The 23,489-nt window shown below is 69.1% G+C and carries 20 protein-coding genes; 13 read left to right on the top strand and 7 right to left on the bottom strand.

Going from position 1 to position 23,489, the window contains the following annotated elements:
- Window positions 1-120: 120 nt before the first annotated feature.
- The 7 genes from ACIPC1_RS37885 to ACIPC1_RS37855 form a co-directional block, all read right to left on the bottom strand.
- Window positions 121-357, bottom strand: coding sequence for a hypothetical protein (locus ACIPC1_RS37885; RefSeq protein ID WP_402525734.1), 237 nt, complete (start codon window positions 355-357; stop codon window positions 121-123).
- Window positions 358-707: 350 nt separating this feature from the next.
- Window positions 708-1,601 carry a carbohydrate ABC transporter permease gene (locus ACIPC1_RS37880; RefSeq protein WP_384393340.1) on the bottom strand — a complete coding sequence of 298 codons (894 nt, stop codon included), beginning with the start codon at window positions 1,599-1,601 and terminating at the stop codon, window positions 708-710.
- A 2-nt stretch (window positions 1,602-1,603) separates the two neighbouring features.
- Window positions 1,604-2,551, bottom strand: coding sequence for a carbohydrate ABC transporter permease (locus ACIPC1_RS37875; protein ID WP_402525731.1), 948 nt, complete (start codon window positions 2,549-2,551; stop codon window positions 1,604-1,606).
- Window positions 2,552-2,726: 175 nt separating this feature from the next.
- Complete coding sequence (locus tag ACIPC1_RS37870; RefSeq protein WP_402525728.1) at window positions 2,727-4,286, bottom strand: ABC transporter substrate-binding protein; 1,560 nt, start codon at window positions 4,284-4,286, stop codon at window positions 2,727-2,729.
- 35 nt (window positions 4,287-4,321) lie between these two features.
- Window positions 4,322-5,341 carry a nucleoside hydrolase gene (locus ACIPC1_RS37865; RefSeq protein WP_402525726.1) on the bottom strand — a complete coding sequence of 340 codons (1,020 nt, stop codon included), beginning with the start codon at window positions 5,339-5,341 and terminating at the stop codon, window positions 4,322-4,324.
- On the bottom strand, window positions 5,338-6,945 hold the full coding sequence (locus ACIPC1_RS37860) for an ADP-ribosylglycohydrolase family protein (protein ID WP_402525723.1): 1,608 nt from the start codon (window positions 6,943-6,945) through the stop codon (window positions 5,338-5,340). Before ACIPC1_RS37860 ends, ACIPC1_RS37865 begins: the two co-directional genes overlap by 4 nt.
- A gap of 12 nt (window positions 6,946-6,957) precedes the next feature.
- Window positions 6,958-8,031, bottom strand: coding sequence for a LacI family DNA-binding transcriptional regulator (locus ACIPC1_RS37855; protein WP_402525721.1), 1,074 nt, complete (start codon window positions 8,029-8,031; stop codon window positions 6,958-6,960).
- A 245-nt stretch (window positions 8,032-8,276) separates the two neighbouring features.
- On the opposite strand from ACIPC1_RS37855, the gene ACIPC1_RS37850 reads away from it, so the two are divergent.
- The 13 genes from ACIPC1_RS37850 to ACIPC1_RS37790 all read left to right on the top strand — a co-directional run bounded on the left by ACIPC1_RS37850 (window position 8,277) and on the right by ACIPC1_RS37790 (window position 23,437).
- A complete protein-coding gene (locus ACIPC1_RS37850; protein WP_402525719.1) occupies window positions 8,277-9,452 on the top strand; it encodes a cytochrome P450 in 1,176 nt (391 codons plus the stop codon).
- A gap of 532 nt (window positions 9,453-9,984) precedes the next feature.
- Window positions 9,985-10,836 (top strand): hypothetical protein, encoded by an 852-nt coding sequence (locus tag ACIPC1_RS37845; RefSeq protein WP_402525717.1) that lies wholly within the window; start codon window positions 9,985-9,987, stop codon window positions 10,834-10,836.
- 238 nt (window positions 10,837-11,074) lie between these two features.
- Entirely contained in the window at window positions 11,075-11,506 is a 432-nt protein-coding gene (locus ACIPC1_RS37840) for a heme-binding protein (protein WP_384393408.1), read from the top strand.
- Window positions 11,507-11,917: 411 nt separating this feature from the next.
- Window positions 11,918-12,928 (top strand): ABC transporter substrate-binding protein, encoded by a 1,011-nt coding sequence (locus ACIPC1_RS37835; protein WP_402525714.1) that lies wholly within the window; start codon window positions 11,918-11,920, stop codon window positions 12,926-12,928.
- A 63-nt stretch (window positions 12,929-12,991) separates the two neighbouring features.
- The gene (locus ACIPC1_RS37830) at window positions 12,992-13,795 is read left to right on the top strand and encodes an ABC transporter ATP-binding protein (protein WP_384393414.1); all 804 of its coding nucleotides are present in this window, start codon (window positions 12,992-12,994) and stop codon (window positions 13,793-13,795) included.
- 16 nt (window positions 13,796-13,811) lie between these two features.
- Window positions 13,812-14,651, top strand: a complete 840-nt coding sequence (locus ACIPC1_RS37825; RefSeq protein ID WP_402525712.1) for an ABC transporter permease — start codon at window positions 13,812-13,814, stop codon at window positions 14,649-14,651.
- A 244-nt stretch (window positions 14,652-14,895) separates the two neighbouring features.
- A complete protein-coding gene (locus ACIPC1_RS37820; protein WP_402525710.1) occupies window positions 14,896-16,377 on the top strand; it encodes an MDR family MFS transporter in 1,482 nt (493 codons plus the stop codon).
- A gap of 293 nt (window positions 16,378-16,670) precedes the next feature.
- Complete coding sequence (locus tag ACIPC1_RS37815; protein WP_402525708.1) at window positions 16,671-17,723, top strand: sugar ABC transporter substrate-binding protein; 1,053 nt, start codon at window positions 16,671-16,673, stop codon at window positions 17,721-17,723.
- Between the two features lie 152 nt (window positions 17,724-17,875).
- Window positions 17,876-18,964 carry a mandelate racemase/muconate lactonizing enzyme family protein gene (locus tag ACIPC1_RS37810; protein ID WP_402525706.1) on the top strand — a complete coding sequence of 363 codons (1,089 nt, stop codon included), beginning with the start codon at window positions 17,876-17,878 and terminating at the stop codon, window positions 18,962-18,964.
- Entirely contained in the window at window positions 18,961-20,034 is a 1,074-nt protein-coding gene (locus ACIPC1_RS37805; RefSeq protein WP_402525704.1) for an ABC transporter permease, read from the top strand. Before ACIPC1_RS37810 ends, ACIPC1_RS37805 begins: the two co-directional genes overlap by 4 nt.
- Window positions 20,031-21,110, top strand: a complete 1,080-nt coding sequence (locus tag ACIPC1_RS37800) for an ABC transporter permease (RefSeq protein ID WP_402525701.1) — start codon at window positions 20,031-20,033, stop codon at window positions 21,108-21,110. The genes ACIPC1_RS37805 and ACIPC1_RS37800 overlap by 4 nt, the downstream gene beginning before the upstream one ends.
- Complete coding sequence (locus tag ACIPC1_RS37795) at window positions 21,107-22,660, top strand: sugar ABC transporter ATP-binding protein (protein ID WP_402525699.1); 1,554 nt, start codon at window positions 21,107-21,109, stop codon at window positions 22,658-22,660. The genes ACIPC1_RS37800 and ACIPC1_RS37795 overlap by 4 nt, the downstream gene beginning before the upstream one ends.
- Window positions 22,661-22,705: 45 nt before the next feature.
- Window positions 22,706-23,437 carry a GntR family transcriptional regulator gene (locus ACIPC1_RS37790; RefSeq protein WP_402525697.1) on the top strand — a complete coding sequence of 244 codons (732 nt, stop codon included), beginning with the start codon at window positions 22,706-22,708 and terminating at the stop codon, window positions 23,435-23,437.
- The last annotated feature ends 52 nt before the right edge of the window (window positions 23,438-23,489 follow it).

The following is a 23,489-nucleotide window of genomic DNA, read 5'->3' as shown; positions in this document are numbered from 1 at the left end:
GCGTCGACCGGCTTGATCTCGCGGTGTCTTCCGGCAGGGCTTGAGGTCGCCTGCCGTACTGGTCTCGCGGTTTGCACCCGTTGGCCCGGTCTCGCCGTGGGGGACCGGCCGGGAGGGTGGCTAGCGGCCGGACGGCGGGGTTCGGAGGGCGTGCGCGGCGGTTGAATCTGCCGCGGCGACGGCCTGGTTGAGGCCCTTGCCGCAGGGATGCCGTGCGAGCTGCCCGCTGCCGGGCACGGTCTCGTCGGCCGTGGCCCGAAGGGGGGAGTGGGTGGCCAGACCGGGCTTGACCGGACTCGCCACGGTGTTGGTTTCCACGGCGATGATGACCTGGGCTGCGGATGAGGGGACCGCCACTGAGGTGACAGTGGTCCGGTAGCAGGTCGACGGGCCGCCGTACGGTGTGCCGGTCGGCGAGGTCGACGATGTGGTCTCGGGGTTGGGTGTGTTGGCCGGTGGAGCGGGCGAACCAGCCCCAGGGGTCGAGGCGGTGGCCGAGGGAGTGGGCCAAGGTGTTTCAGGTCTCGGCGTGTTGGCCGAGGGAGTGGGCCAAGGCGTTTCAGGTCTCGGTGTGTTGGCCGAGGGAGTGGGCCAAGGTGCTTGAGGGCTCGGTGTGTCGGCCGACATGGCGGGCGAATCTCCCTCCCGCCACACCGGATTGGCCGGGGACTCGCCAGCCCAGGGCGATGAGGCGCTCGCGCGGCCGGTCAATTCTTGCTCCCGGTGGTGGCGACCGAGGCGACGAAGTAGCGCTGGAGGGCGAGCAGGATGATGGCCGGGATCACGGCCAGGACCGCGGTCTCCGCGAACACCCGGCCGTAGTCCGTGCTGAACGCGTTGAAGGTCTTGGCGATGGACACCGGCGCGACGTCGTTGCTGTCACTGGTCGTGACGAGGATCGGCCACAGGTACGCCTGCCACTGGAACAGGAACAGAATCAGTCCGGTGCCGATCAGTGCGGGCCGGGCCAGCGGCAGGTAGATGCGGGTGAAGATGCGCGGCCAGCCTGCCCCGTCGACCCGCGCGGCCTCGGCGAGCTCGGTGGGGACGCCCAGGAAGAACTGGCGCAGGGTGAAGATCGCCAGGCCGTTGCCGAGCCCTGGCAGCACCAGCGCGGGGATGCTGTTGGTGAGGTGCCAGTCGCTGAAGGTGTGGGAGAGCGGGATGGCGATCGCCTCGAAGGGCACCAGGAAGCTGAGGACGACCATGGCGAAGACGAACTTCCGCCCGGGGAAGTCCACCACGGCAAGAGCGAACGCCGCCAGTGCCGAGATGGCGATGCCGAGGACGACGGTGGCGGCGGCCACGATCACCGAGTTGGCGAGATTACGGCCGAAGCCGTTGTCCCAGGCGGCGTCGAGGTTGCGCAGCGTGAAGTCCCGGGGCCACAGCATGTGCCAGTTCAGGGAGGAGTTGCTCGCGAAGGTCTCTGTCGAGCTGCGGAAGGTGCTGGCGATCAGCCACAGCACGGGCAGCAGGAAGGCCAGCGCCACCAGGACGGCGACCACGCTGAGGACGATCCGGCCGGCCCGGGAGCCGTCGCGGGGGCCCCGGGGAGCGGCGCTCCGACCGCCGTCGGCGGAAGTGAAGGTGCGGCTCATGGTCACTCACCCTCCGTACTGCGCAGCAGCCGGAACTGCACCGCGACGATGACGATCATCAGCGCCAGCAGGACCAGGAGTTCGGCGGCCGCGGTGTGCGGGTCGGCGAGGTCGAAGCTGTTGTGGAAGATGTCGTACATCAGGAAGTTGGACTTCTGCTCGGGCCCGCCGTTGGTGAGGATCTGCATCGGCGCGAAGAGCACGAAGTTGGAGACGGTGTCGGCGACCAGCACGAACAACAGCGGCCGGCGCAGCTGTGGCAGGGTCACCGACCAGAACTGCCGCAGTGGTCCCGCGCCGTCCACCTCGGCGGCCTCGTAGTACACCTGCGGGATGTCGTTGAGCCCGGCGATCAGGAAGATCATCCAGTAGCCGACGCCGATCCAGCTGGCGATCAGGATCAGGCTGCCGACGACCTGGTTCGGGCCGGTGAGGAAGGGCTGCTGGCCGATGCCGACGCTGCCGAGAGCCGCGTTGACCGGGCCGTCGGGGCGTAGCGCGATGCCCCAGACGACCGCGGAACCGGTCATCGGAACCGCGGCGGGCAGGAAGATCAGGGTCCGCCACAGGCCGGTTGCGGGCAGGTTGCGGGTGAGCAGCACCGCGAGCGCCAGGGCGACCACGATCTGTAGCGGGTTCACGATCACGTTGAACAGCAGGGTCTGCTGCACCGAGGTCCAGAACTGGTGAGAGTGCCACAGGGCGGTGAAGTTGGCCGCCCCTGCCCAACTCGGTGGCAGGGTGCTGCCGGGCAGGCTGGTGTGGGTGGCGTCGTTGACGGCCTGGATGACCGGCACCAGCCGCAGTACGACGATCAGTGCGAGCGCGGGCGTCAGGAAGAGCGCGGCCGCGGTGAGATTACCGATGCGGCGTCGGCGGTGCAGGGTGCGGGTGGGCGGTGCAGGCGGCGGGGTGGCTCGTACGGCGGGTGGTTGAGTGGTCGAAGTCATGGCGGTGGTCCCTCCCGCCGACCCGGGATCGTCCGTCCGGGGCCGGTCGGTGTAGCGGGGAGTAGGTGGTGCGGGGGGTGTGCCTCAAAGGCTTGGCAGGATCCGAGGGTTTGGCAGGACTCGAAGGCCTGGCGGGAAGCGGGGCGGGCGTCGCTCGGTGCGAAAGCGGAGTTCGCTAGCGGTACTTGGCCCACGCGGAGTCGATCGTGCTGGTCGCGGAGGCGAGCGCGGACGCCGCCGAGGCACCGTTGGCGATGTCCTCGAAGGTCCGGCCGAGGGTGTCCTCGAACTCCACATAGCCGGCGGTACGGGCCCGCAGCGTCGCCGTGTGGGCGAGCTCGTACTTGGTCAGGTCGACCGCGCCGGCCATCCGCGGATCGCTGAACACCGGCTCCCGGTAGAACCGCGCGGTGCCGACGGTGTTGGACGGCGGTACCGACAGGCTCGGCATGTACTGGGCGAAGCCGCCGTTGTCGAGGGCCATGAACTTCATGAAGATCTCGGCGGCGGCCGCGTGCTTGGTCGCCCGGTTCAGGCCGAGCGACCAGCCGCCGGTCGGGGTGACCGCCTTGCCGCCCGCGAAGTAGGGGTAGGCGGCGACGCCGAACTCCAGCGTCTTCTCACCGGTGAACTGGCCGGCCCACCAGGGACCACCGGGGAAGTAGGCGACCTGCCCCGAGGCGAACATGTCCGGCGTCTGGGCGACCGGCACCCCACGCGGCGAGATCTTGTCCTTGAACAGTGAGCCGTACCAGGTCATGGCCTTGGTCCAGCCGGCGTTCTCCAGCGCGGGAGTCAGATTGCCCTTGCCGGTCGCGCCGGAGCCGCCGCCCAGGCTCTCGGCCAGCGGCTGGAGCTGGTAGTAGCGGTTGACCTGATCGAACAGCAGGCCCCACTTGGCGCCCGCGGTCTGCGCCTTCTTGGCATCGGCGGTCACCTGCTCCCACGTCATCCGGGCGTCGGCCCGGTCTGACGGGAAGGGGATACCGGCTTTTCGCAGCAGCGTCTTGTTGTAATAGAGCAGTTGGCTGGAGGTCTGGTACGGCATCGCGACGAGCTTGCCGTCGCTGGTCGCGGCCTCCAGGGACATCTTGTCCACCTGGCCGGACAGGCCCGGGAACAGCGAGGACAGGTCGGCCAGCCAGCCGCGCACCCGGTAGGCGTCGGTGCGGGGCATGTCGACATCGAAAAGGTCCAGGGTGCTGTCCTGACGACTCAACCTGGTGCTGAGCACGCTGTTGAACTGGTCGAACGGTACGGACTGGTAGTCGACGGTGATGGTGGGATGAGCTTGGTGGAAGGCGGCGAGGACCGGCTTGATGTCGTCCGCGGAGTAGGCGGAACCGGCGTAGGTGATGGTCACCGGACTCGCCGGATCCTTCAGCTGTCCGGCGGCGGTCAGCCCGGCGGGCTGCGCGGTGGACATGGAGCCGGAACCGCAGCCTGCCGCGAGCAGCGCGGTCGCGCCGGCGGCCGCCATCGCGGTGAACGACCTACGGGTGAGCGGTTGGTGAGCGAGGTGTTCGGCGGCATCGGTCACCCGGCCGGCGAACTCCCCGGTGGAGAAGCCGCCTTCGGGCGATCCGGTGCGCAAGCCGCCGACAGGGGAGCCGGTGCGGAATTCTCCCGCGAGGGGCCCGGTGCGGAACTCGCCTGCGCGGAGCCCCTCGTCGGGCGGCGGCAGGACCGCACGCGGTCCCGGGGCAGGCGCTCTCTGGGAGCGGGAATGCTTCATGACGGTCCTCTCTGACGGTCATGGGAGGCGTGGAGTCACTCGGCGGTCGGGTGACTGGGCTCGGTCCCGGTCACCCGGTCGAGGAACAGTCGGCCGAAGCCGGCGACATCGGTGTCGACCGCCACCGAGGCGTTGGTGGGCCCGGGTGGCGGCGCGAGGGCCAGGCCGCGGTCGGCGATCACCAGGCCGCGGGCGAGTTCGCTGCCGGGGTCGGTGGCGACGTGGGCGCCCTCCCAGCTCAGCAGGGTGGGGTCGATGACGGCGGCGACGACCAGCGGATCGTGCAGGAAGCAGGCGTCGCGGTGTTCGGCGCGCAGCGGAAACGCCTTGGCGAGGAAATCGATCCAGGCCAGGGCGCATTCGCCGGCCCAGCGCCCGAAGGCGTCGCCGCGTCGCAGCACGGCGGCGTCGGCGCGGGTGAGCCGTACCCGCGATGTCTGGTCGATGCCGACCATGCGCAGCTTGGCTCCGCTGGTCAGCACCATGGCCAGGGCCTCGGGGTCGACGTAGGCGTTGAAGTCGCCGACGACGGTGATGTTCTGTGCGTAGCCGGTGGCGGAGCCCGCCATCATCACGATCTCGGCGACATTGCCGGCGAAGGCCGGGTCCAGACGCAGCGCGAGCGCCAGGTTGGTCATGGGTCCGATGGCCACCACGGTGATCTCGCCGGGGTGGGCGGCGGTGATGTCGACGAGGAATTGTGCGGCGCTCAACGGGCTGGTGGGGCCGCGCCGTTCGGCCGGTGCGGTGCGGGCGACGGGCCGGTCGCCGATCACGTCGTCGAACAGCGCCCGCACCGGGGCCATGTCGCGCAGCAGCGGTCGGTCGGCGCCGCGCAGCACCGGCAGGTCGGGGTGTCCCATCCGTTCGGTCAGCCGACGTGCCACGTCGACGCCGGCGTCGACCTCCACGTTGCCGTTAACGACGGTCAGCCCGTCGACCTGGAGTTCCGGCGAGCGCAACGCCAGGGCGATGGCCAGCCCGTCGTCGATGTCGGAGCCGGGTTCCCCCAGCCCGGGGTCAGTGTCGATGACGATCCTGCGGGCGGCGGTCATGAGGCCACCTCCTGTTCCGGTGCGGCGGATGAGGATGAGGATGGGGGCGTGGATCCCGTACCGCGCGGTCCGGCGTCGTCGGGGGTGGCGCTTTCATGGCCGGCCGGTACGTCAGCCGCGTCCGCGCGAACGGTCTCGTCACCGACCGGGGGTTCCGCGCCTTCGTCAGTCGTGCGTTCCAGCGCGACGCGCGCCGCGTCTGCGACCGGGGGTTCCGCGCCTTCGTCAGTCGTGCGTTCCAACGTGACGCGCGCCGCGTCTGCGACCGGGGGTTCCGCGCCCTGGTCAGTCGTGCGTTCCAACGCGACGCGCACCGCGTCCGTACGCCGTGCCAGTTCGGCGACGGTGATTCCGTCGAAGCCGCGGACGGCGCTGCGGACCACGCCCCCGGTCGGTGCCACCAGGCGCTCGGGGATCGCGGCGGATCCGTGCAGTGCGCCGAAGACACTACCGACGGTCGCCGCGGTGGAGTCGGTGTCGCGGCCGGCCCGTACCGCCAGGGCGATGCTGCGGACGAAGTCGCCCTCGCCCCACAGCAGTGCGGCGCTGATGGTGGCGGCGTTGTGCAGGGTGTGCACCCAGTTGTAGGCGCCGAGGGTCCGCTCGATCCAGGACAGCGCCTCTTCGGCGGTCGCGCCCCGCTCGGCCAGCGCCAGCAGCTCCGCCTGACTCCTGTAGAGCCGCGAGCCGACCGGTACGGCGGCCAGCGCGCTGTGCAGAGCGGGCAGCGGACCGTCCGCGGTGAGCGCCGCCGCGACCAGCGCCGCCGCCCACATCGCGCCGTAGATTCCGTTGCCCGTGTGCGACAGCACCGCGTCGGTGAGCGCGAGGTGGGCCGCGGCCCGGGGGCGGCCGGGGTGGATGTAGCCGTAGGCGTCGGTACGGATCAGCGCCCCGATCCACTCCCGGTAGGGGTTGTCGACGGTGGCCGTCAGCGGCGGCAGGTGGCCGGTGACGAGGTTGCGGTAGGCGGCGCGCTCGGCGGTGAAGGTCTGGGTGAAAGGGATGCGATCCAGCCACTCGCGGGCGATGTCCTCGGTGGTCAGCCCGTGCCCGTAGGTTTCCAACAGGTGCAGGCCGAGGATCGTCCAGTCCAGGTCGTCGTCGCGCGGGACGGCGTCGAACCGGCCGGCCGCCGCGTACGGCGCGGACTCGTGCAGGTGACTGACGCCGACGGGCAGCGTCGCCAGCAGCGGTACGTACCCGGTCTGCGGCCATTGCCCGACCGCCCGCAGATAGATACCGACCTCGGTGCCGGTCAGGCCCTCGACGGGCTTGCCCATGGTGTTGCCGACGCAGCGGCCCAGCCATGCACCGGCTGTCCGTTCGGGGACGTCGGCCGGAGCCGGTCCTGTCCGGTCGAGGGCCGGTGCGGGCGGCAGCGCGGCCCACACGGCGGACGGCTCGGACGGCTCGTCGTAGGGCCAGTCCGTGGCGCGGGGCAGGGCGACCAGCCGGGTTCTGATCCCCGCAAGCGCCGCGTCGTCGGACCGCGCGGCGGCGGCGCGGGCCTCGGCCAGCAGGCCGCTCGCGTCGTAACCGGAGCCGGCGAGTTGTTCGGCCTCGTCGGGGACGAGGTCGCGGGGATCGAGTACGTCGTGCACGTGCGGGGCTCCTCAGGCTGATTCGCGGATGACCAGGTTGTGCTGGACCAGGACCCTGCGGGCGGTGCCGGCCGGATCGGCTATCCGGGCCAGCAGTTGCTCGCCCGCCACCCGTCCGATCTCCTGTGCCGGTACGCGCACGGTGGTCAGGGACGGGCTGACCAGGCTCGCGGCGTCGATGTCGTCGACGCCGATCACGGCCACGTCGGTGGGGACGACGAGGCCCAGCGCGCGGGCCGCGTCCAGGGCGCCGATCGCCATCAGGTCGTTCGCGCAGAACACGGCGGTGGGCGGGCGGGGTTGGTCCATCAGCGCGGCCATCCCCTTCGCGCCGGACTCCCGGGTCCAGTCGCCCACGGACTCGGCGGCCCGCAGTGGCCGCAGGCCGTGGGCGCGCAGCGCCTCCCGGTAGCCGTGCAGACGGCTGGAGCCGGGTGCGGTACGCGGCGGACCGGAGATGACGCCGAGGTGGCGGTGGCCCTTGCCGTACAGGTACGCCACCGCATCCGCGGCGATCCTCTCGTCGTCGGACGACACCACGTCCGTGGAGGTGCCGTGGCGGGGTGCGCCAACGGTGACCACATGGGCACCGGACGCGCGCAGCGGCTCCAGCTGCCGGTCGGACACGTCGACCGCGGCGACCACGACACCGTCCACCCGGCGTTGCACGGCCTCGCCGAGGAACGCGTCGACCGGCGGAGCGCCGGTGCCCACGTCGGCCAGCAGGACGACATGGCCGCGTTCGGCGACCGCCTGCTGCAGGCCGCGGGCCAGCGCCGGATAGAACGGGTTGGTCAGGTCCTGCACGACCAGGGCGATGGTCCGGCTGCGCCTCCCGGTCAGACCCGCGGCGAAGAAGTTCTGCTGGAATCCCAGCTCCTCGATGACCCGGGTGACCTTGCGGCGGGTCGCTTCGGACACCGGGCGCCGACCGGACAGGACATGCGAAACGGTGGTCTTGCTGACTCCGGCGAGCTCGGCGACATCCGAGATCGTCGGCGGTCCCTTGATGGGTTCTCCGGCCGTCCCACCACGCAACCCGGTTTGCGCGCGCCCCCTCTTGGGGGCACTGTGTGCGTCGTTCACGTGCACTCCTTGATGACAAACCGGTTTGCGTGACGTTTCGGTCAGCCTCCGCCATGACCGGGCCGCAGTCAAGACTTCGGGTGGCTGGAATTCGTCCCTGTCTTTCGGCGGCACCTTCGGCGGACCTTCGGCCCAGGACACCGGTCCGCACCGTGCCAACGGCGATTGTTAGCCTTGGCTGTGATCGGTTTCCCCGCACCCGCACCCGCACCCGCACCGGGCCCCTTCCCCGGCCAAGGCTCGTGATGAGCGTCGTCGACGCGTTCCCGCTCGGTGCCGGGACCACGCTCGCCGAACTCGCCCGGGACCCACATCCGCGACTGGCGCTGCTCCGTGCACAGGAGCCCGTGTCCTGGCTGCCCGAGCTGGACGGCTGGCTGGTGACCCGGCGCGACCTCGCGCTGAGTGTGATGCGGGACGCCGAGACGTTCACCGTCGACGACCCCCGGTTCTCCACCGCGCAGGTCGTCGGGCCGAGCATGCTGTCCCTTGACGGTGACCGGCACGCCCGCCACCGTGAGCCCTTCACTGCTCCCTTCCGCCCTCGGCAGGTCCATGACGGTTTCGCCTCGTTCATCGAGCGGGAGACCGACCGGCTCATCACGGCACTGGAACCGGCGGGCGGCGTCGAACTGCGACGTGCCTTCGCCGGTCCGCTCGCGGTAGCCGTCGTGACCGAGGCACTCGGGCTGGTCGGCACCACCCCGGCCACGGTCCTTGCCTGGTACGACTCCATCGTGCGCGCGGTCTCCGACATCACCGCCGGACACGAGGCGGGACCAGCAGGTACGGCGGCGTACGCGGAGCTGAGGGCCGCGGTGGAAGCCACCGTCGCGGACCGGGGCGCAGCGTCGCTCCTCGGCTCCGCAGCCGGGCAACTGACAGTGCCCGAGGTGGCATCCAACGCCGCGGTGCTGATGTTCGGAGGCATCGAGACCACCGAGGGAATGATCACCAACGCGCTGCTGCACCTGCTCCGGCACCCCGACCAACTCGCCCTCGTCCAGGCCGACGTCGGCCTGCTGGACGGCGCGATAGAGGAATCCCTGCGCCTCGAACCCGGTGCGGCGGTCGTCGACCGCTACGCCACCTGCGACACCGTCCTCGGCCCGGCCACGATCCGCCGCGGCGAGCTCGTCACCGTCTCCCTGACCGGCGCCAACCGCGACCCGGACGTCTTTCCCGACCCCGACCGCTTCGACGTCCGCCGAGAGAACGCGCGTCTCCAACTGGCCTTTGCGCACGGCCCGCACTACTGCCTCGCCGCCCACCTCGCCCGCCTGGAGACCCGCATCGCTCTCCAGCGCCTCCTCGAACGCCTCCCCACCCTGCGCCTCGACGCGGACCGCCCCGCCGCCGCGCACGGTCTGGTCTTCCGCAAGCCCGCCACCCTGCATGTGCTGTGGGACAGTCCTGCCTGAGCGCCCGACGGCGTGCGAGCATCGGGGCGGGTCGCTCCGGTGCCATGTCCGCGACGTCTCCGCGCCCGCCCGTTCCGTCGGCGCCGGCTCCGTGGAGGAGTGCGGTGAAAGCCCCTGCTGATGGAGTGTCAGGAAGGTGAGGCGGGCTGGGAGTCCGCGAACCGTTTGCAGTGGCTGACGGTTCCGCACTGGACCTGGGGCGGCGCCGCTCCGGTGACTACGCCGCCCTGTGCGTGAACGTGATCATTGCTGACAGCGTCGACGTCGCGGCCCCTTCATGTGTGCCGGGTGGCCTGCGGTGCCCCTGGGTAAAAAGCCCGTCATGAAATACACGTCACCTACCTTGACACCATACCTACTAAGAAGGTTTCTTGGTCTCAAGGCGACCGGACGCGATGAGGGAACGTTCCGCAACGGGACTGCGGAAGAACCTCACTTCGACCGATCGCGCACATCCTTTACGCCCCGTTCTGCACCAGCCCGCCGACCGCTCGGTCGTTCAGGGCTGCGCACTGGACAACGGAGGACTGCGATGAAGATCGCTCCGTTCGACGAGAACGCGTTCAAGATGGACCATCCCAGGGGGACGGTCTCGTTCAACTATCTGCTCATGGGTGACCGGAGCAAGCCCATGGAGAACTACCGCTACATCCTGGGCCGCCAGGAGGCCGACTTCCGCATGCCCCGGCACTGCCACACCTTCGAGCAGATCCGGCTGCCGCTGGTGGGTGACATGAACCTGGGCGAGCAGGGGATCCTGCGCGAGGGCGAGGTCGGCTACTTCCCCGAGGGCCAGACCTACGGCCCGCAGGACGACCCGCTGACCGACCCCAAGCAGATCCAGCTCGTGCTGCAGTTCGCCGGCGCCTCCGCGCTCGGTATGAGCGCGGGTCGCGGCCGCGGCCCCGACAACAAGGAGGCACAGGCCGAGCGCCGTCCCCGGCGGGACCAGAAGTTCCCCAAGCCGCGTTACAACGGCGTGGTCATCAGCAACCCGGACCACCTCAACTGGCTGCCGGTCGCGGGCTGGTCGGGTGTCAGGCGCAAGCCGATCGGCACGTACACCGAGCGCGAGTTCTGGATCGAGTTCGTCAAGATCGAGGCCGGCGCCGAGTGGGTGTCGCAGAGCGAGGACGCCAAGCGGCTGACCGTGGTGCTCTCCGGCGCCGGCACCGCGGAGGGCACCGAGGTCGGCAAGCTCGGCGCGGTGGAGGCCGACCCCGGCGAGAAGGCCCACTTCACGGCCACCGAGGAGCTGGTCCTGTTCACCGTGGGCCTGCCCCCGATCCAGCAGCCCGTCGAGCCCGACGACGACAAGTTCGTCACCGTCGTCACCGACGGCGGCATCAGCTTCGAGAACGCGAAGGACGCGGCCGGCGGCTGAGTACGACCACTACGACCAGTACGGCCTGGCAGGCGGCGTCCCGGGGACACGGCCCGCGTGCTCTCCCAGGCCCCGCACACCTCACCTCGCCCGGCGTGAGCGACAGCGCGACGCGGCGAGCACCGTCCTCCCCCTGCACGCGTGCACAGTTGGCGGCCTCCCCACGAGCCCCGGCCCCCACCTGCTCCATCCGACACTCCGACACTCCGACACCGACGAGACACCAGGAGCGACAGACATGAGTGGACTGAGCCTGACCCAGGCTTCGGAAATCGTGGACGCGGCCCTGAGCCACGCACGTGAGTTGGGACTGCGTCCCCTGACGGTCACCGTGCTCGATCCGGGCGGTCACCCGAAGGTCGTCAAACGCGAGGACGGGGCGGGCATCCTGCGCCCGGGGATCGCCCACGCCAAGGCCTGGGGCTCCCTCGGCACCGGCCAGGGCGGCGCCGTCGGAGCCCGCCACGCCACCCGCGACCCGGCCTTCTTCGCGGCGCTGGCCGCGATCTCCGAGGGACGGGTCGCCTCGTCCAAGGGCGGTGTGCTGATCCGGGACGAGGACGGCGAACTGCTCGGCGCGGTCGGCGTCAGCGGTGACCGGCCCGACAACGACGAGGCCGTCGCCGTCTTCGGCGTGGAGAAGGCCGGCCTGGTCGCCGACGCGGGCTGACCGATCCGTCTCCGGCGGGGGAGACCGCTACCCCACGGCATCGAACTCGCCGTACAACCAAGCACTTTCGGCAGCGTGGAGAAGTGACAACCGCCTCTTGCTCGGCCCACAGGGCACCACGGGCTTCTGCGACCAGCACTTGAAGGCGAAGTGCCGTAGGTCGGGGCGCCGAATTCCTCGACTCGACTCGATTCATATGCCAAGGCGGAATTGACGACATCGGCGACGGGACGGCCGTCGAACCCTCGTCGCTCCGACCGCCGGACGTGACTGCGATGCATGTCGGAGAGTTCGGACCAAGCCGTGTGAGCGTCCGAGAGCCGCGAGATCGGGACCTGAAGAGTCGCGAGATAGGGACCTGAAATGAACAACCGAAGCAACGGCGCTTCATCGAACGTACTGTCCGGACCCGTGAGACGGCGCTGGGGCGCCATCACAGCGGCGATCGCACTGACGGCGGCGGCGGGCTGCGCCGGCGGCTCCAATCCCGGTGCGGGGGACCAGATCACCGTGTCGGTCTCCATAGCGGCGCCGGCGAACGCCCCGATCTTCCTTGCCGACGAACTCGGATACTTCGAGGACGAAGGCCTCGACGTCAAGGTGCAGATCATCGCGAACGCGAGTCTGCAGATCGCCACAGGAAAAGTGCAGTACGGCGCCGTGAACACCAGCACGGTTGTCCAGGCGGCGACGCAGGACACGGATCTGCAGCAGGTCTGTGTGACGCAGGTGGACCCGTCGTACATCCTCGCGGTGAGCAATGTGGCATGGGACCGGAACAACATGAACGAGTCCATGACGCTCAAGGAGAAACTGGCGGCCCTGGAGGGCGAGAACATCACGGCGATCGGCGGCCGCACCGTCAATCCCGGCGCGAAACTGCTGGAAAGCCTGCTGAAGAAGGAGGGCCTTCCCGCGGAGTCGATCGGCGTGCTCTCGCAGGCCAGCACCGCCGCGTCGACAGCCGCGTTCCAGAAGGGCCAGGTGGGCCTGGTCTTCCAGCCGCAGCCGATCCCCGACCAGGTTCTTTCGGTGGCGCCGGGCCGCATCATCTACGACACCGGGAGCTCCGACCTGTTCTCCGAACTGGACGGAGTCTCCTGGTCCGGAATCGGTTCCTCGACGAAGTACGCCACCGAGCACCCCGATATCAGCGCGAAGATCTGCAACGCCGTCGGCAAGGCCAACAACTACCTGGACGAGCACCCCGACGAGGCCGCGAAGACCCTGCACAAGGACATGAACTCGTTCGACGAGAAAGTCCTCGCGGACAGCATGGAGACCTACAAGTGGGCGAAAGACGCGGCCATGAGTGAGGACCAGTTCGCCAAGAGCGTCGAAGTCCTCGCCGGACTGGGCATGTTCGACCAGCCGTCCGCGGACGTGGTCGAAGGGGCCTACACGTCGGACTACCAGAAGTGAACCGGAGCGGAACGCCGGCACGGTCCGTGCCGACGCCGGGGCAGGGACGAGGCGGAGGAAGATATGCAGGACCTCAGTACTGAGCGGCCGGCGGTGATCCTCGGGGATCTCACACACCGGTTCGTCACTCCGAGCGGAAAGATGATGGACGTCCTGCGGGACGTGTCCGTCACGGTCCGGGAAAAGGAGTTCTTCACGGTCGTCGGGCCCAGCGGGTGCGGAAAGAGCACCCTGCTGAACATCGCGTCCGGTCTGCTCCAGCCGACCGACGGGACCATCCAGTGCCTGAAGGGCGACCGGGAACTGGACAAGCTGGAGATCGGATACATCACTCAGGACTCCAATCTCTTCCCCTGGTTCACCGTGATCGAGAACATCATGATGCCGCTGGAGATCCGCAAGGTTCCCAAGCAGGAGCGGATCGAGCGCGCCAGGGAATGGATCAAGATCGTCGGCCTCGAAGGCTTCGAGAACCACTATCCGCGGCAGCTTTCCGGCGGTATGCAGAAACGCTGCTCCATCGCACGCACCATGGTCTACGAGCCCGAAGTGCTGCTCATGGACGAACCCTTCGGCGCGCTCGACGCCATCACGAAGCAGACCATGCAGAAGACCGTTCTGGACCTGTGGCAGCGGCGCCAGACCTCGGTCATCTTCATCACCCACGACCTGACCGAGGCGATCGCCCTCTCGGACCGGGTCGCGGTCATGACGGGGCGCCCCGGCCGGATCAGGCGGACGGTGGACATCCCCCTCGACCGGCCAAGGGACGTCTTCAACATCACCGATCTGGCGACTTTCCAGGAACTGCGGCACGAGCTGTGGAGCCTGCTCGAAACCGACATCGACATCGATCCCAAGGCCTGAGGAGAAGGAGAGCGCAATGGCTGTCGTCGGCGAACAGGAACCACTCACCATGCGACGGGGCCGGGCGGTCCGGCCGAAGAACTCCCAAGGGCGTCCACGCGGACGCCACGGCACCATGGTCATGCTCGGACAGCTCGGCATCGTGCTGCTGTTCCTGGGGGTCTGGCAGCTCCTCAGCGGCCGCGTGATCGACTACTTCCTCATCAGCAACCCGGTCGACGTCATAGCCAAGCTCTACAACGTCCTCGGGGACAGCACGATGCACGGCCACATCATGGCGACCGGCCAGGAACTGATCCTCGGATGGGCGCTGGGGGCGTCCGCGGGTGCCGTGATGGGCTGGGCGCTCGGCGCGTTCAAGACCGCCGGCGAGATCATGGAGCCGATCCTCAACGCGATCAACGGGATTCCCAAGGTCGCACTCGCTCCGATGATGCTGCTCTGGTTCGGACTTGGGATGGGCTCGAAGATCGCGATCGCCAGCATGATCGTGTTCTTCCTCGTCTTCTTCAACGTCTACTCGGGCATGCGCAACGTGCCGCAACCGCTGGTCGAGGTGGCTCGTTCCATGGGCGCTTCGCGCATGTTCGTGGTGCGCAAGGTGGTTCTGCCGTCCGTCAGCGTTCCGCTGTTCGCCGGACTGAAGGCCGGTGTGTCGTTCGCGATGATCGGAGTCATCGCCGGCGAGTTCATCTCGGCGGACAAGGGCCTGGGCTACTACTCGATGACCTCGACCCAGCAGTTCGACCCGGCCGGACTCTTCGCCGCGCTGGTGATCATCGTGGCGATGGTGGTGTTCGGGAGTTCGCTCATCGGCGTCTTCGAGCGGCGAGCGCTGAAGTGGCAGCGCGACTGACCGGCTGACACATCCGACGGAGCCCAGCGGTCGTACGACGGCTTGCTGGGCTCCGACAGGGGTCCGACCGGTGGGCCACGTGTCGGCAGGGTCCGACCGGTGGACCGCGCGTCGGCAGGGCCCGTCCGCCGAACCACCCTCCGGCAGGCCCCGTCCGATGGAACACACGCCGACAGCCCATCCGGCGGAAGACCCTCCGGCAGGGCCCGTCCCGGGCATCACAGAGACACTTGGAGAGAGTCGTATGTCTTTCTGGCCGCCGAGTCGCGGGGCCGCCGGTGTGCGGGGTCGCGGCATCGTCGTCAAGCAGACGACGGCCGTCAGCGTCGTCTACGTCGCCGCAGTCTTCCTCAACGTGATGGACACGACGATCGTCAATGTCGCCCTCCCGAGCGTCGGCCGCGCGTTCTCGGTCCCGTCCACCTCCGTGAACGCCGTCTCCATCTCGTACCTCGTCAGCCTCGCCGTGTTCATTCCGGCGTCCGGCTGGCTCGGCGACCGGTTCGGCGGAAAGCGGATCCTGCTGACGGCCCTGGCGGTGTTCACGCTTGGGTCGGCGCTGTCCGGGCTCGCGACGAGTCTCGGCGAACTCATCGCCTTCCGGCTGCTCCAGGGAGCAGGCGGCGGCATGCTCGTCCCGGTCGGCATGGCCATGATGCTGCGCAGTTTCCCGCCGGGGGAGCGCGTACGCGTCTTCGCCGTACTCAGCATGGCGAACGCCGTCGCCCCGACGGTCGGCCCGTCGCTCGGTGGCCTGCTGGTCACGGAGTTGTCGTGGCGTTGGGTGTTCTTCGTCAATGTCCCGGTGGGCTGCGCGGCGATCGTGTTCGGTGCGCTGTTCCTCCGCAACTCCGTCGAGCAGGAACCGGGACGGTTCGACCTCCTGGGGTTCCTGCTCGCGGCGGCAGGACTGGCGCTGGCGATGTACGGACTCTCACAGGGGCCCGACCTGGGGTGGACGGCACGTCCTGTTCTCGTCGGCCTGGTGGTCGGTGGGGCGCTGCTGGGAGTCCTGGTGGCCGTCGAATTGCGATCTCGCGCGCCGCTGATCGACGTCCGCCTGTTCCAGGACCGTCTGTTCCGCTCGGGCAGCGTCGTGATGGCGCTGGAATCGGTCGCGTTCCTCGGTGTGATCTACACGGTGTCGCTGTATCTCCAGGACGGGCGCGGCCTCAGCCCGCTGGCCTCCGGTCTCAGCATTCTGCCGCAGGCCCTGGGCGTCATGACGGGCTCCCAGGTCGCCAGCCGGTTGCTGTACCGGCGCCTGGGACCGCGACGGCATCTTGTCGTCGGTGTGGTCGGATCGAGCCTGTCCATGGCGTTGCTGGCGGTGCTGAGCGTCGGGGGACCCCTGTGGCAGGTGTGGGTCATCCTCTACCTGGTGGGCTTCGGGGTCGGCCAGGTGTTCGTGGCGACCCAGGCGGCGTCGTTCGCGACCATCTCGTCCGCCAAGTCGGGCCGGGCGGCGACGCTGTTCAACGCGGGCAGGCGGCTCGGGGGCGCCGTCGGTATCGCCGTGGCGACCACCGCCCTCGTTCTCGTGGGCGTGGACACGCCCGCCGACGGAGCGCCCGCCGGCGATGTCACCGCCTACCGGGTGGGATTCCTCGTCGCCGCAGCCGTCAACCTGCTGGCCCTGCGGGCGGCCTGGGTGGTCCACGACGCCGACGCGGCGAGCACGATCCCGGAGGCCCGTCCTCGCAAACGCCGAGCCAGGCTGGGGTGAAGGACGGCCGGGACCACGTGACCTCGGCCGTTTACGCGATGCGGGACTTCTAATTTCCTATGGGATTGTGAAGCGCTGAGCCTGGTCTTGAAGGCTCGGGCTGTGCAGTGGAAGTCAACTCACGTGCCAAAACCACCCCAAAACCACGTCAGTTGCCCACTCTTGTCGAATGTCTTGACGTGAGCCGGTGTCTGTCGCAGCATCTCCCCGCAAATATCCTATGGAATCCAGGGGGAGTTGTGACACTGACGTCGTATCTCCGCATCAGGCCTGTCTTGTCCGGAGCTGCCGTCGTGGCGGTACTCACCGGTGCCTTGGCGGGATGCACGCTCAAGAACTCCGGGGAACCGGCCGCAGGGAGCGTGGCCTCCGCGCCGGGCGCGGGGAACGGCACGGCAGAGCTGGCCGACGGCTCCGCCGTCAAGGTCGCGCTCGTGCCGGGCGGCGCTCACCCGTACTTCCAGCCGTGGAAGACGGCGGGAGCCGCCGCGCGCGACGAATACGGCCTCGGGGGAGTGACGTTCGACGAGACAGCCGAGTGGGATCAGCAACAGCAGAACGACCTGCTGTCCACGCTCGCGGCGCGCGGTTACAACGCGTTCGGCGTCTTCGGCGTCTCTCCCACCGATATCAACAGCACGTTCTCCGATCTCAAGTCGCAGGGCTACGCCGTGGCGTCACTCGGTTCGTGCCCGGCCGGTGACGTGAACAAGGCCGACTTCTGCCTGTCCACGAACGTCGAGCTCGCCGCCTACCGCGCGGCCCGCGCCACCATCGACGCCATGGGCGGCACAGGCACCCTGGTCCATCTGACCGGCAACAACGTGGACGCCAACACCCAGCTCCGGATCAAGGGCGTGGCCGACGCGGTGAACGAGACCAAGGGCAAGGTGAAACTCCTCCAGACGGTCACCGACATCGACAAGGACCTGCAGACCGCGCAGAAGGCGGTGTCCGACCTGCTGGCCGCCAAGGGGAACGAGATCCAGGGCATCGTCACCACCGCGTACAACCCCGCGGTCGCCGCCGCCGAGGCCGTCCGGAGTTCGGGATCCAAGGTGAAGGTCGTGGCCATCGACGACGACGCCAAGATCATCAGCTCCATCAAGGACGGCTCCGTCAGCGCCACCGTCGTACAGAACCCGACGGGCCAGGCGGATGTGGGTACTTGGGTGCTCGCGCTGCTTCAGAGCAAGCAGTGCGTGATGCGCACCCCGGGCACGGCCGTGGACTCCGGATCCTTCGTCGTCACCAAGGCGAACGTCGCCGACTACGACAAAGCGCGGCAGACCAAGACCGCCGAGCTCAAGACGGAGTTCGCGGACAAGCTCCTCAACTGCGGCTGACCCGAGCGTCGCTGACAAGCCTCTCAACTGCGGCTGACCCGAGAGTCGCCGACAAGCTCCTCAACTGCCGCTGACCCGAACCTCGCCACGCACACGCCACGCCAACACGGCCGCCGACCACGGCCATTGACCAGGGAGAGCCGGACACCGCAATGAGCATCATCACCTCCGCCACGGCCAGGCTGGCCGACATCGCCGTGGAGCAGAACCGCACCGACGCCGTCCAGGCGTTCATCAAACAGGAGACGATATTCGTCGACCTCGCCACCGACGACGGACTGGCCGGCATCGGCTACAGCTACACCATCGGCACCGGCGGCTCCTCCGTGCTGGCGCTGCTGCGCGACCATCTGCTTCCGGCGCTGCCCGGTCAGGACGCCCGAAACGTCGAGGCACTGTGGCAGCTGCTGCTCGCCCGGACGCGGGCGACCGCCGTCGGAGCCATCACCTCGCTGGCCCTCGCCGCCGTCGACACGGCCCTGTGGGACCTGAGGTGCAAGCGGGCCGGCGAGCCGCTCTGGCGGCTGGCGGGCGGCCACCGTCAGGAGATACCGCTGTACGACACCGAGGGCGGCTGGCTGCATCTGAGTACCGAAGACCTGGTCAAGTCGGCCTTGGCGGCCCGCGACGCCGGATGGGCCGGCGTCAAGATCAAGGTGGGCAAGCCGCATCCGGCCCAGGACGTGGAACGGTTGCGCGCCGTGCGCGAGGCCGTCGGGCCCGAGCTGCACATCATGACGGACGCCAACCAGTCCCAGACCCTGTCCTCGGCCGTGCGACTGGCCTCGGCGCTCGAACCCCACGGACCGTTCTGGTTCGAGGAACCGATGCCGGCGGACGACGTGAGCGGCCATGCGAAGCTGGCCCGCGCGACCAACGTACCGATCGCCGTGGGGGAGACCCTCTACTCGCTGGGGCAGTTCCGGCAGTACCTGGAGGCCGGAGCCGCCTCCGTGGTGCAGGTCGACGCGGCACGCGTCGGAGGCATCACCCCCTGGCTGAAGGTCGCCCACCTGGCAGAGGCGTACAACGTCATGGTCTGCCCGCACTTCCTGATGGAACTGCACGTGAGCCTCGCGGCAGCGGTGCCCAACGGCCTGTACGTCGAGTACATCCCGCAGCTCAGGGCCGTCACCCGCACCGAACTGACCGTACGCGAAGGACGGGCGGTGGCGCCGGACGAGCCGGGCATCGGCATCGACTGGGACCACGACGCGATCGACGACCGGAGGGTGGCATGACCACCACCTCACCGCCACCGGCGGACATCGACCGGCCACCGGCGCCACAGCGCAGGACGCCCCGCCGACGCATCCTGGCCCCCCAGCAACTGGGCCTGCTCGGGCTCGTCGTCGCGCTCGTCATCCTCTTCGGGCTGCTGCGCCCCGCCTTCTTCGACGCCAGACTCGTCCTCTTCCCGCTGCTGCGCGACATCTCGACGCTGACCGTGGTGGCACTGGCCCAGATGGTCGTCCTGTCCGTCGGGCACATGAACCTGGCCGTGGGCCGCATGGCCTCGTTCGGTGCGCTGTTCGCCGGACTCGGCTACGACCGCTTCGGACTGCCGCTGTCCGTGGGCCTGTTGGTCTGCCTGGTCGCGGGAGCCCTGATCGGCGCCCTGAGCGGATGGATCATCGCCCGCACCGGCGTGAGCTCCTTCGTCGTGACGCTCGCCATGGACTTCGCCCTCCTCGGGCTGGTGTCCCTGCTGTACTCCGCGCTCACCGAGAACGCCGCCTTCACCAGCACACCGTCCGGCATGACGGAGCTGCGCCAGTACTCGCTCGCCGACATCTGTGTCGGTCCCGTCTGCGGCTCACCGGCGATTCCGCAACTGGCCCAGTTCACCGTCCTGGCCCTTCTCGGACTCGGCTTCCTCTACCGCTACACCCGTACCGGCAGGGAACTCCTGCTGACGGGCGCCAATCCGGCCGCCGCGGAACTGTCGGGCATCCCCACCGCCCGCCGCGTCATCACGGCACACATGCTCTCCGGTCTGCTCGCCGCGCTCGCCGGGTTCATGGCCGCCGTCAGCACCGGGACCTTCCGCGCCTCCATCGGGGACGACTTCATGCTGCCCTCGTTCCTCGGAGCCGTCCTCGGCGGCACCCTGCTCACCGGCGGCGTCGTCTCGGTCATCGGGGCTCTGCTGGGCACTTCGCTGGTCGGCGTTATCCGCAAGGGTCTCGACCTGCTCGGTGTGGGGCTGGAGAGCCTCAACATCTACCTCGGCTGCGTGCTGCTCCTTGCCCTGTCCGCCGACCGGGTGCGCCACATCGTCAGCTACCGAAAGGTGGTGCGCTCGACATGACGACGCCCACAACTCCCCGTCCATGGAAGGCCGAAGCCCTCTCCTCGCTGCGTCGCTTCTCCCGCTCCACCTCACTGACCCTGCTCTGCGTCGTCGTGGCCGGGTACATCGGACTGGGCATTGCGTCGTCCGGTTCGTTCTTCGAGGGCAACTCGGTCCGGACGTTCCTGCAGTACCTCGCGACCCCCATCCTGATCGGGCTCGCGCAGATGGTCGCCCTGTGCGTCGGACAGCTCAATCTCGCGGTCGGCGCCCTGGGCGGATTCACCGCCTGTGCCATGGGCGTCCTCATGGCCGACGCCGGTATGCCGGCCGGCCTGGCCGTCGGCATCGGCGTGTTGCTGGCCACCGCGATCGGCGCGCTCACCGGCCTGTTCATCGTGGTCACCCGCATCAACGGCTTCATCGTCACGCTCGGCACCATGACCATCCTGCTGGGGGCGCAGTACCGGCTGGCCGGGACGCGTACCGTCGACGGCTACTCCGCGACCCTGCGCGACCTGGGCACGGCGGCCCCCGCGAACATCCCGCTCGTCCTCGTCACGGCACTGGTCGTGGCTGCTCTCCTCGCCGTCTTCATGCACCGGGGCATCGCGGGACGGCGACTCCTCGCGGCGGGCGGCAATCCGCTGGCCGCGCGGCTCTCCGGCATCTCCACCGACCGTCAGATCGTCCTGGCGCACACCCTGTCCGGCCTGCTGATCGGCGTGGCCGCCATGATCGCGACCGCGTCACTGCCCGGGGTCAATCGCAGCGTCGGCGGCGACTGGCTCCTCCCCAGTTTCGCGGCTCCCATCATCGGTGGAGTGGCCCTGACCGGCGGCTCGGTGGCGATTCTGGGGACCGTGCTGGCCGCCTTCGTCATGCGGCTCATCGACTCCGCACGTGCCGAGTTCTCGCTCGATCCGAGCTGGGTCAACTTCCTCATCGGCGTCGTCGTGCTCGCCACCGTCGTCGGCGGACGCCTCCACCAGGCACACCTCGGTACCGCACGCCCGCACAAGGACGGGCAACCGCCCTCAGACAACCGGGCGGCTGCCGCCACCACCCTGCCGAGCACCGGGGGTGCCCAGTGAACGACGTACTGCTGGAGTGCGAGGACATCGTCAAGGTCTTTCCCGGAGTGCGCGCCCTGGACCAGGTGGCCCTGCGCCTCACCGCCGGATCCGTGCACGCCCTGCTGGGCGAGAACGGCGCCGGCAAGTCGACCCTGATCAAGGTGCTGACCGGGGTCCACCCCCCGGACGGCGGCCGTCTTGTGCTGCGCGGCAGCGAGGTGCAGCTGCGGACCCCGCTGGACGCCACCCGTGCCGGCATCGGGGTGGTGCACCAGGAGCGCAACCTGATTCCCGCCTTCTCCGTGGCGGAGAACATCACGCTCCTGAAGCCCCCCTCGCGCCGCGGTCTCATCGACCGTGCGGCCATGACCGAGCCGGTGGAGCGTTGTCTCCGGGAGGTCGGGCTCGACCTGGACCCGCACACACCGGTCAGCGAACTCTCCGTAGCGCAGCAGCAGTTGGTGGAGATCGCCAAGGCGCTCCACACGGACAGCCGGGTGCTCCTGCTGGACGAACCGACGGCGTCCCTCTCGCCGCAGGAGGCGGAGCGGCTCTTCGAGGTGATCCGGCGGCTGACGGCCCGGGGCACCTGCGTCGTCTTCGTCAGCCACAAACTGGAGGAGGTGTTCGCGGTCTGCGACACCGTCACCGTGTTGCGCGACGGGCACTCCGTACTGCGGTCGGCGCCTCTCGCCGAGCACACGCACGACGAAATCGTGAGCCTGATGGTGGGCCGCACCCACGAGGCCTCCGCACTCTCTCCGCGAACGGTGGACCCGACTGCGGTGCCGGCCCTGTCCCTCACGGGTGTGGCCACCGCCGCGGGCCACGCCGACATCGGTCTGGACGTGCGTCCGGGGGAGATCGTCGGGCTGTACGGCCTCATCGGCGCCGGCCGCAGCGAACTGGTCCGGGCCGTCCTCGGCCTCGAACGCGTCACCGCCGGAGGGGTCCGCCTGTACGGCGAGCCGGCGAAGATCTCCTCCCCGCGACAGGCACTGCACGAGTACGGCATCGGCTATCTCACCGAGAACCGCAAGGAGGAAGGCGTCTTCCTCGAACAGCCGATTCTGCGGAACATCACCGTCACCGTGTGGAAGAAGCTGGCGCAGGCCCTGGGGTACGTCTCCGACAAGCGGGAAAGAAGCGTCGCCGAAGACCTCGTGGAACGCCTCGGCATCCGCATCGCCTCACTGGAGCAGAACGCCGGTGAACTGTCCGGCGGCAACCAGCAGAAGGTGAGCCTCGCCAAGTGGCTTGCGGCGGACACCCGGTTGCTCGTCGTCGACGAACCGACGGTCGGCGTCGACGTCCGCACCAAGCACGCCTTCCACGAACTCATCTGGGAGCTCGCCCGGGACGGTCTGCCCATCCTGCTGATCAGCAGTGACCTCGGCGAGATGGTGACGCTGGCCGACCGCATCGTCGTCATGGCGGACTACCGGATCCGGGGGGAGATCAGGAACGAACACGACTACGAGCGGATGAGCGGCCAGGTCATCCGCCTCATCCACGGGCAGGGGAACGCGACGCGGGACTCGGACCGTGACGCTCAAATCCCTATATGATTCGCATGAGTTACCTGGTCCGGAAGGTTCAAGGGGAGGCAGGACATGCTGTCGGAAGAGCCTCACACCCAGGTGCCGGACGGCGCCACGACCGACGAGGTCCCGCCGCCCCGGGTCCTGCCGCAGCGCCAGGTTCTCGCGGACAGTGTGTACGAGGCCATCAAGGCCATGGTGATGGACCACCAGATCAAGCCGGGAGCCCGGGTGGGCATCGAGGCGCTCGCCCGCACCCTGGAGGTGTCACCCACGCCGGTACGCGAGGCCCTCGCACGGTTGGAGGCGGACGGCCTGGTCACCAAGCGGTCCCTCGCCGGCTATCGCGCCACCGACCTCCTCACCGTCGAGGGCATCGTGGAGCTCTTCGAAATGCGGCTGCTGCTGGAACCGCACGCCGCGGGGCTGGCGGCCGAGCGGGCCGACGAAGCCCAACTGGACCGGATAGAAGCGCTCATGGAGGAGATGCGGAGCGAGCCCGAGGAAGGCGGGAGCTATGCCGTGTACGGCCGGTTCGCCGCCCTCGACCAGCAGTTCCACGACGCGCTCGCCACGGCGTCGGGGCGCGGTCTGCTCGCGGACGCCGTCGAGCGGCTCCACGCGCATCTCCACATCTTCCGTCTCAGCGCCATCGCGGGTGCGGGCCCGGCGACGGTCGCCGAACACGACCGGATCCTGCGCGCGGTACTCAGACGCAACGCCGACCGCGCCGCGCAGTCCATGCGAGAGCACTTGCAGAGCAGCTTGGAGCGCCAGTTGATCTGCTTCCGTGAAGGCAACTGAGGGGCAACTGAGGGGCAATTGAGGGGCAACTGAGGGGCCAACTGAGTCGTCG

Source organism: Streptomyces sp. NPDC087263, from assembly GCF_044744645.1.
In the GTDB taxonomy this organism is placed as follows: Bacteria; Actinomycetota; Actinomycetes; order Streptomycetales; family Streptomycetaceae; genus Streptomyces.
Note: the sequence above shows the minus strand (reverse complement) of the source record. Positions and strands in the feature narration are given on the sequence as shown.

Coding starts and splice junctions, on each gene's coding strand:
- ACIPC1_RS37875 (WP_402525731.1), bottom strand. CDS start 2,551: ATGACTTCGACCACTCAACCACCCGCCGTACGAGCCACCCCGCCGCCT.
- ACIPC1_RS37820 (WP_402525710.1), top strand. CDS start 14,896: ATGTCTTTCTGGCCGCCGAGTCGCGGGGCCGCCGGTGTGCGGGGTCGC.
- ACIPC1_RS37805 (WP_402525704.1), top strand. CDS start 18,961: ATGACCACCACCTCACCGCCACCGGCGGACATCGACCGGCCACCGGCG.
- ACIPC1_RS37870 (WP_402525728.1), bottom strand. CDS start 4,286: ATGAAGCATTCCCGCTCCCAGAGAGCGCCTGCCCCGGGACCGCGTGCG.
- ACIPC1_RS37810 (WP_402525706.1), top strand. CDS start 17,876: ATGAGCATCATCACCTCCGCCACGGCCAGGCTGGCCGACATCGCCGTG.
- ACIPC1_RS37845 (WP_402525717.1), top strand. CDS start 9,985: ATGAAGATCGCTCCGTTCGACGAGAACGCGTTCAAGATGGACCATCCC.
- ACIPC1_RS37825 (WP_402525712.1), top strand. CDS start 13,812: ATGGCTGTCGTCGGCGAACAGGAACCACTCACCATGCGACGGGGCCGG.
- ACIPC1_RS37850 (WP_402525719.1), top strand. CDS start 8,277: ATGAGCGTCGTCGACGCGTTCCCGCTCGGTGCCGGGACCACGCTCGCC.
- ACIPC1_RS37800 (WP_402525701.1), top strand. CDS start 20,031: ATGACGACGCCCACAACTCCCCGTCCATGGAAGGCCGAAGCCCTCTCC.
- ACIPC1_RS37790 (WP_402525697.1), top strand. CDS start 22,706: ATGCTGTCGGAAGAGCCTCACACCCAGGTGCCGGACGGCGCCACGACC.
- ACIPC1_RS37840 (WP_384393408.1), top strand. CDS start 11,075: ATGAGTGGACTGAGCCTGACCCAGGCTTCGGAAATCGTGGACGCGGCC.
- ACIPC1_RS37880 (WP_384393340.1), bottom strand. CDS start 1,601: ATGAGCCGCACCTTCACTTCCGCCGACGGCGGTCGGAGCGCCGCTCCC.
- ACIPC1_RS37865 (WP_402525726.1), bottom strand. CDS start 5,341: ATGACCGCCGCCCGCAGGATCGTCATCGACACTGACCCCGGGCTGGGG.
- ACIPC1_RS37830 (WP_384393414.1), top strand. CDS start 12,992: ATGCAGGACCTCAGTACTGAGCGGCCGGCGGTGATCCTCGGGGATCTC.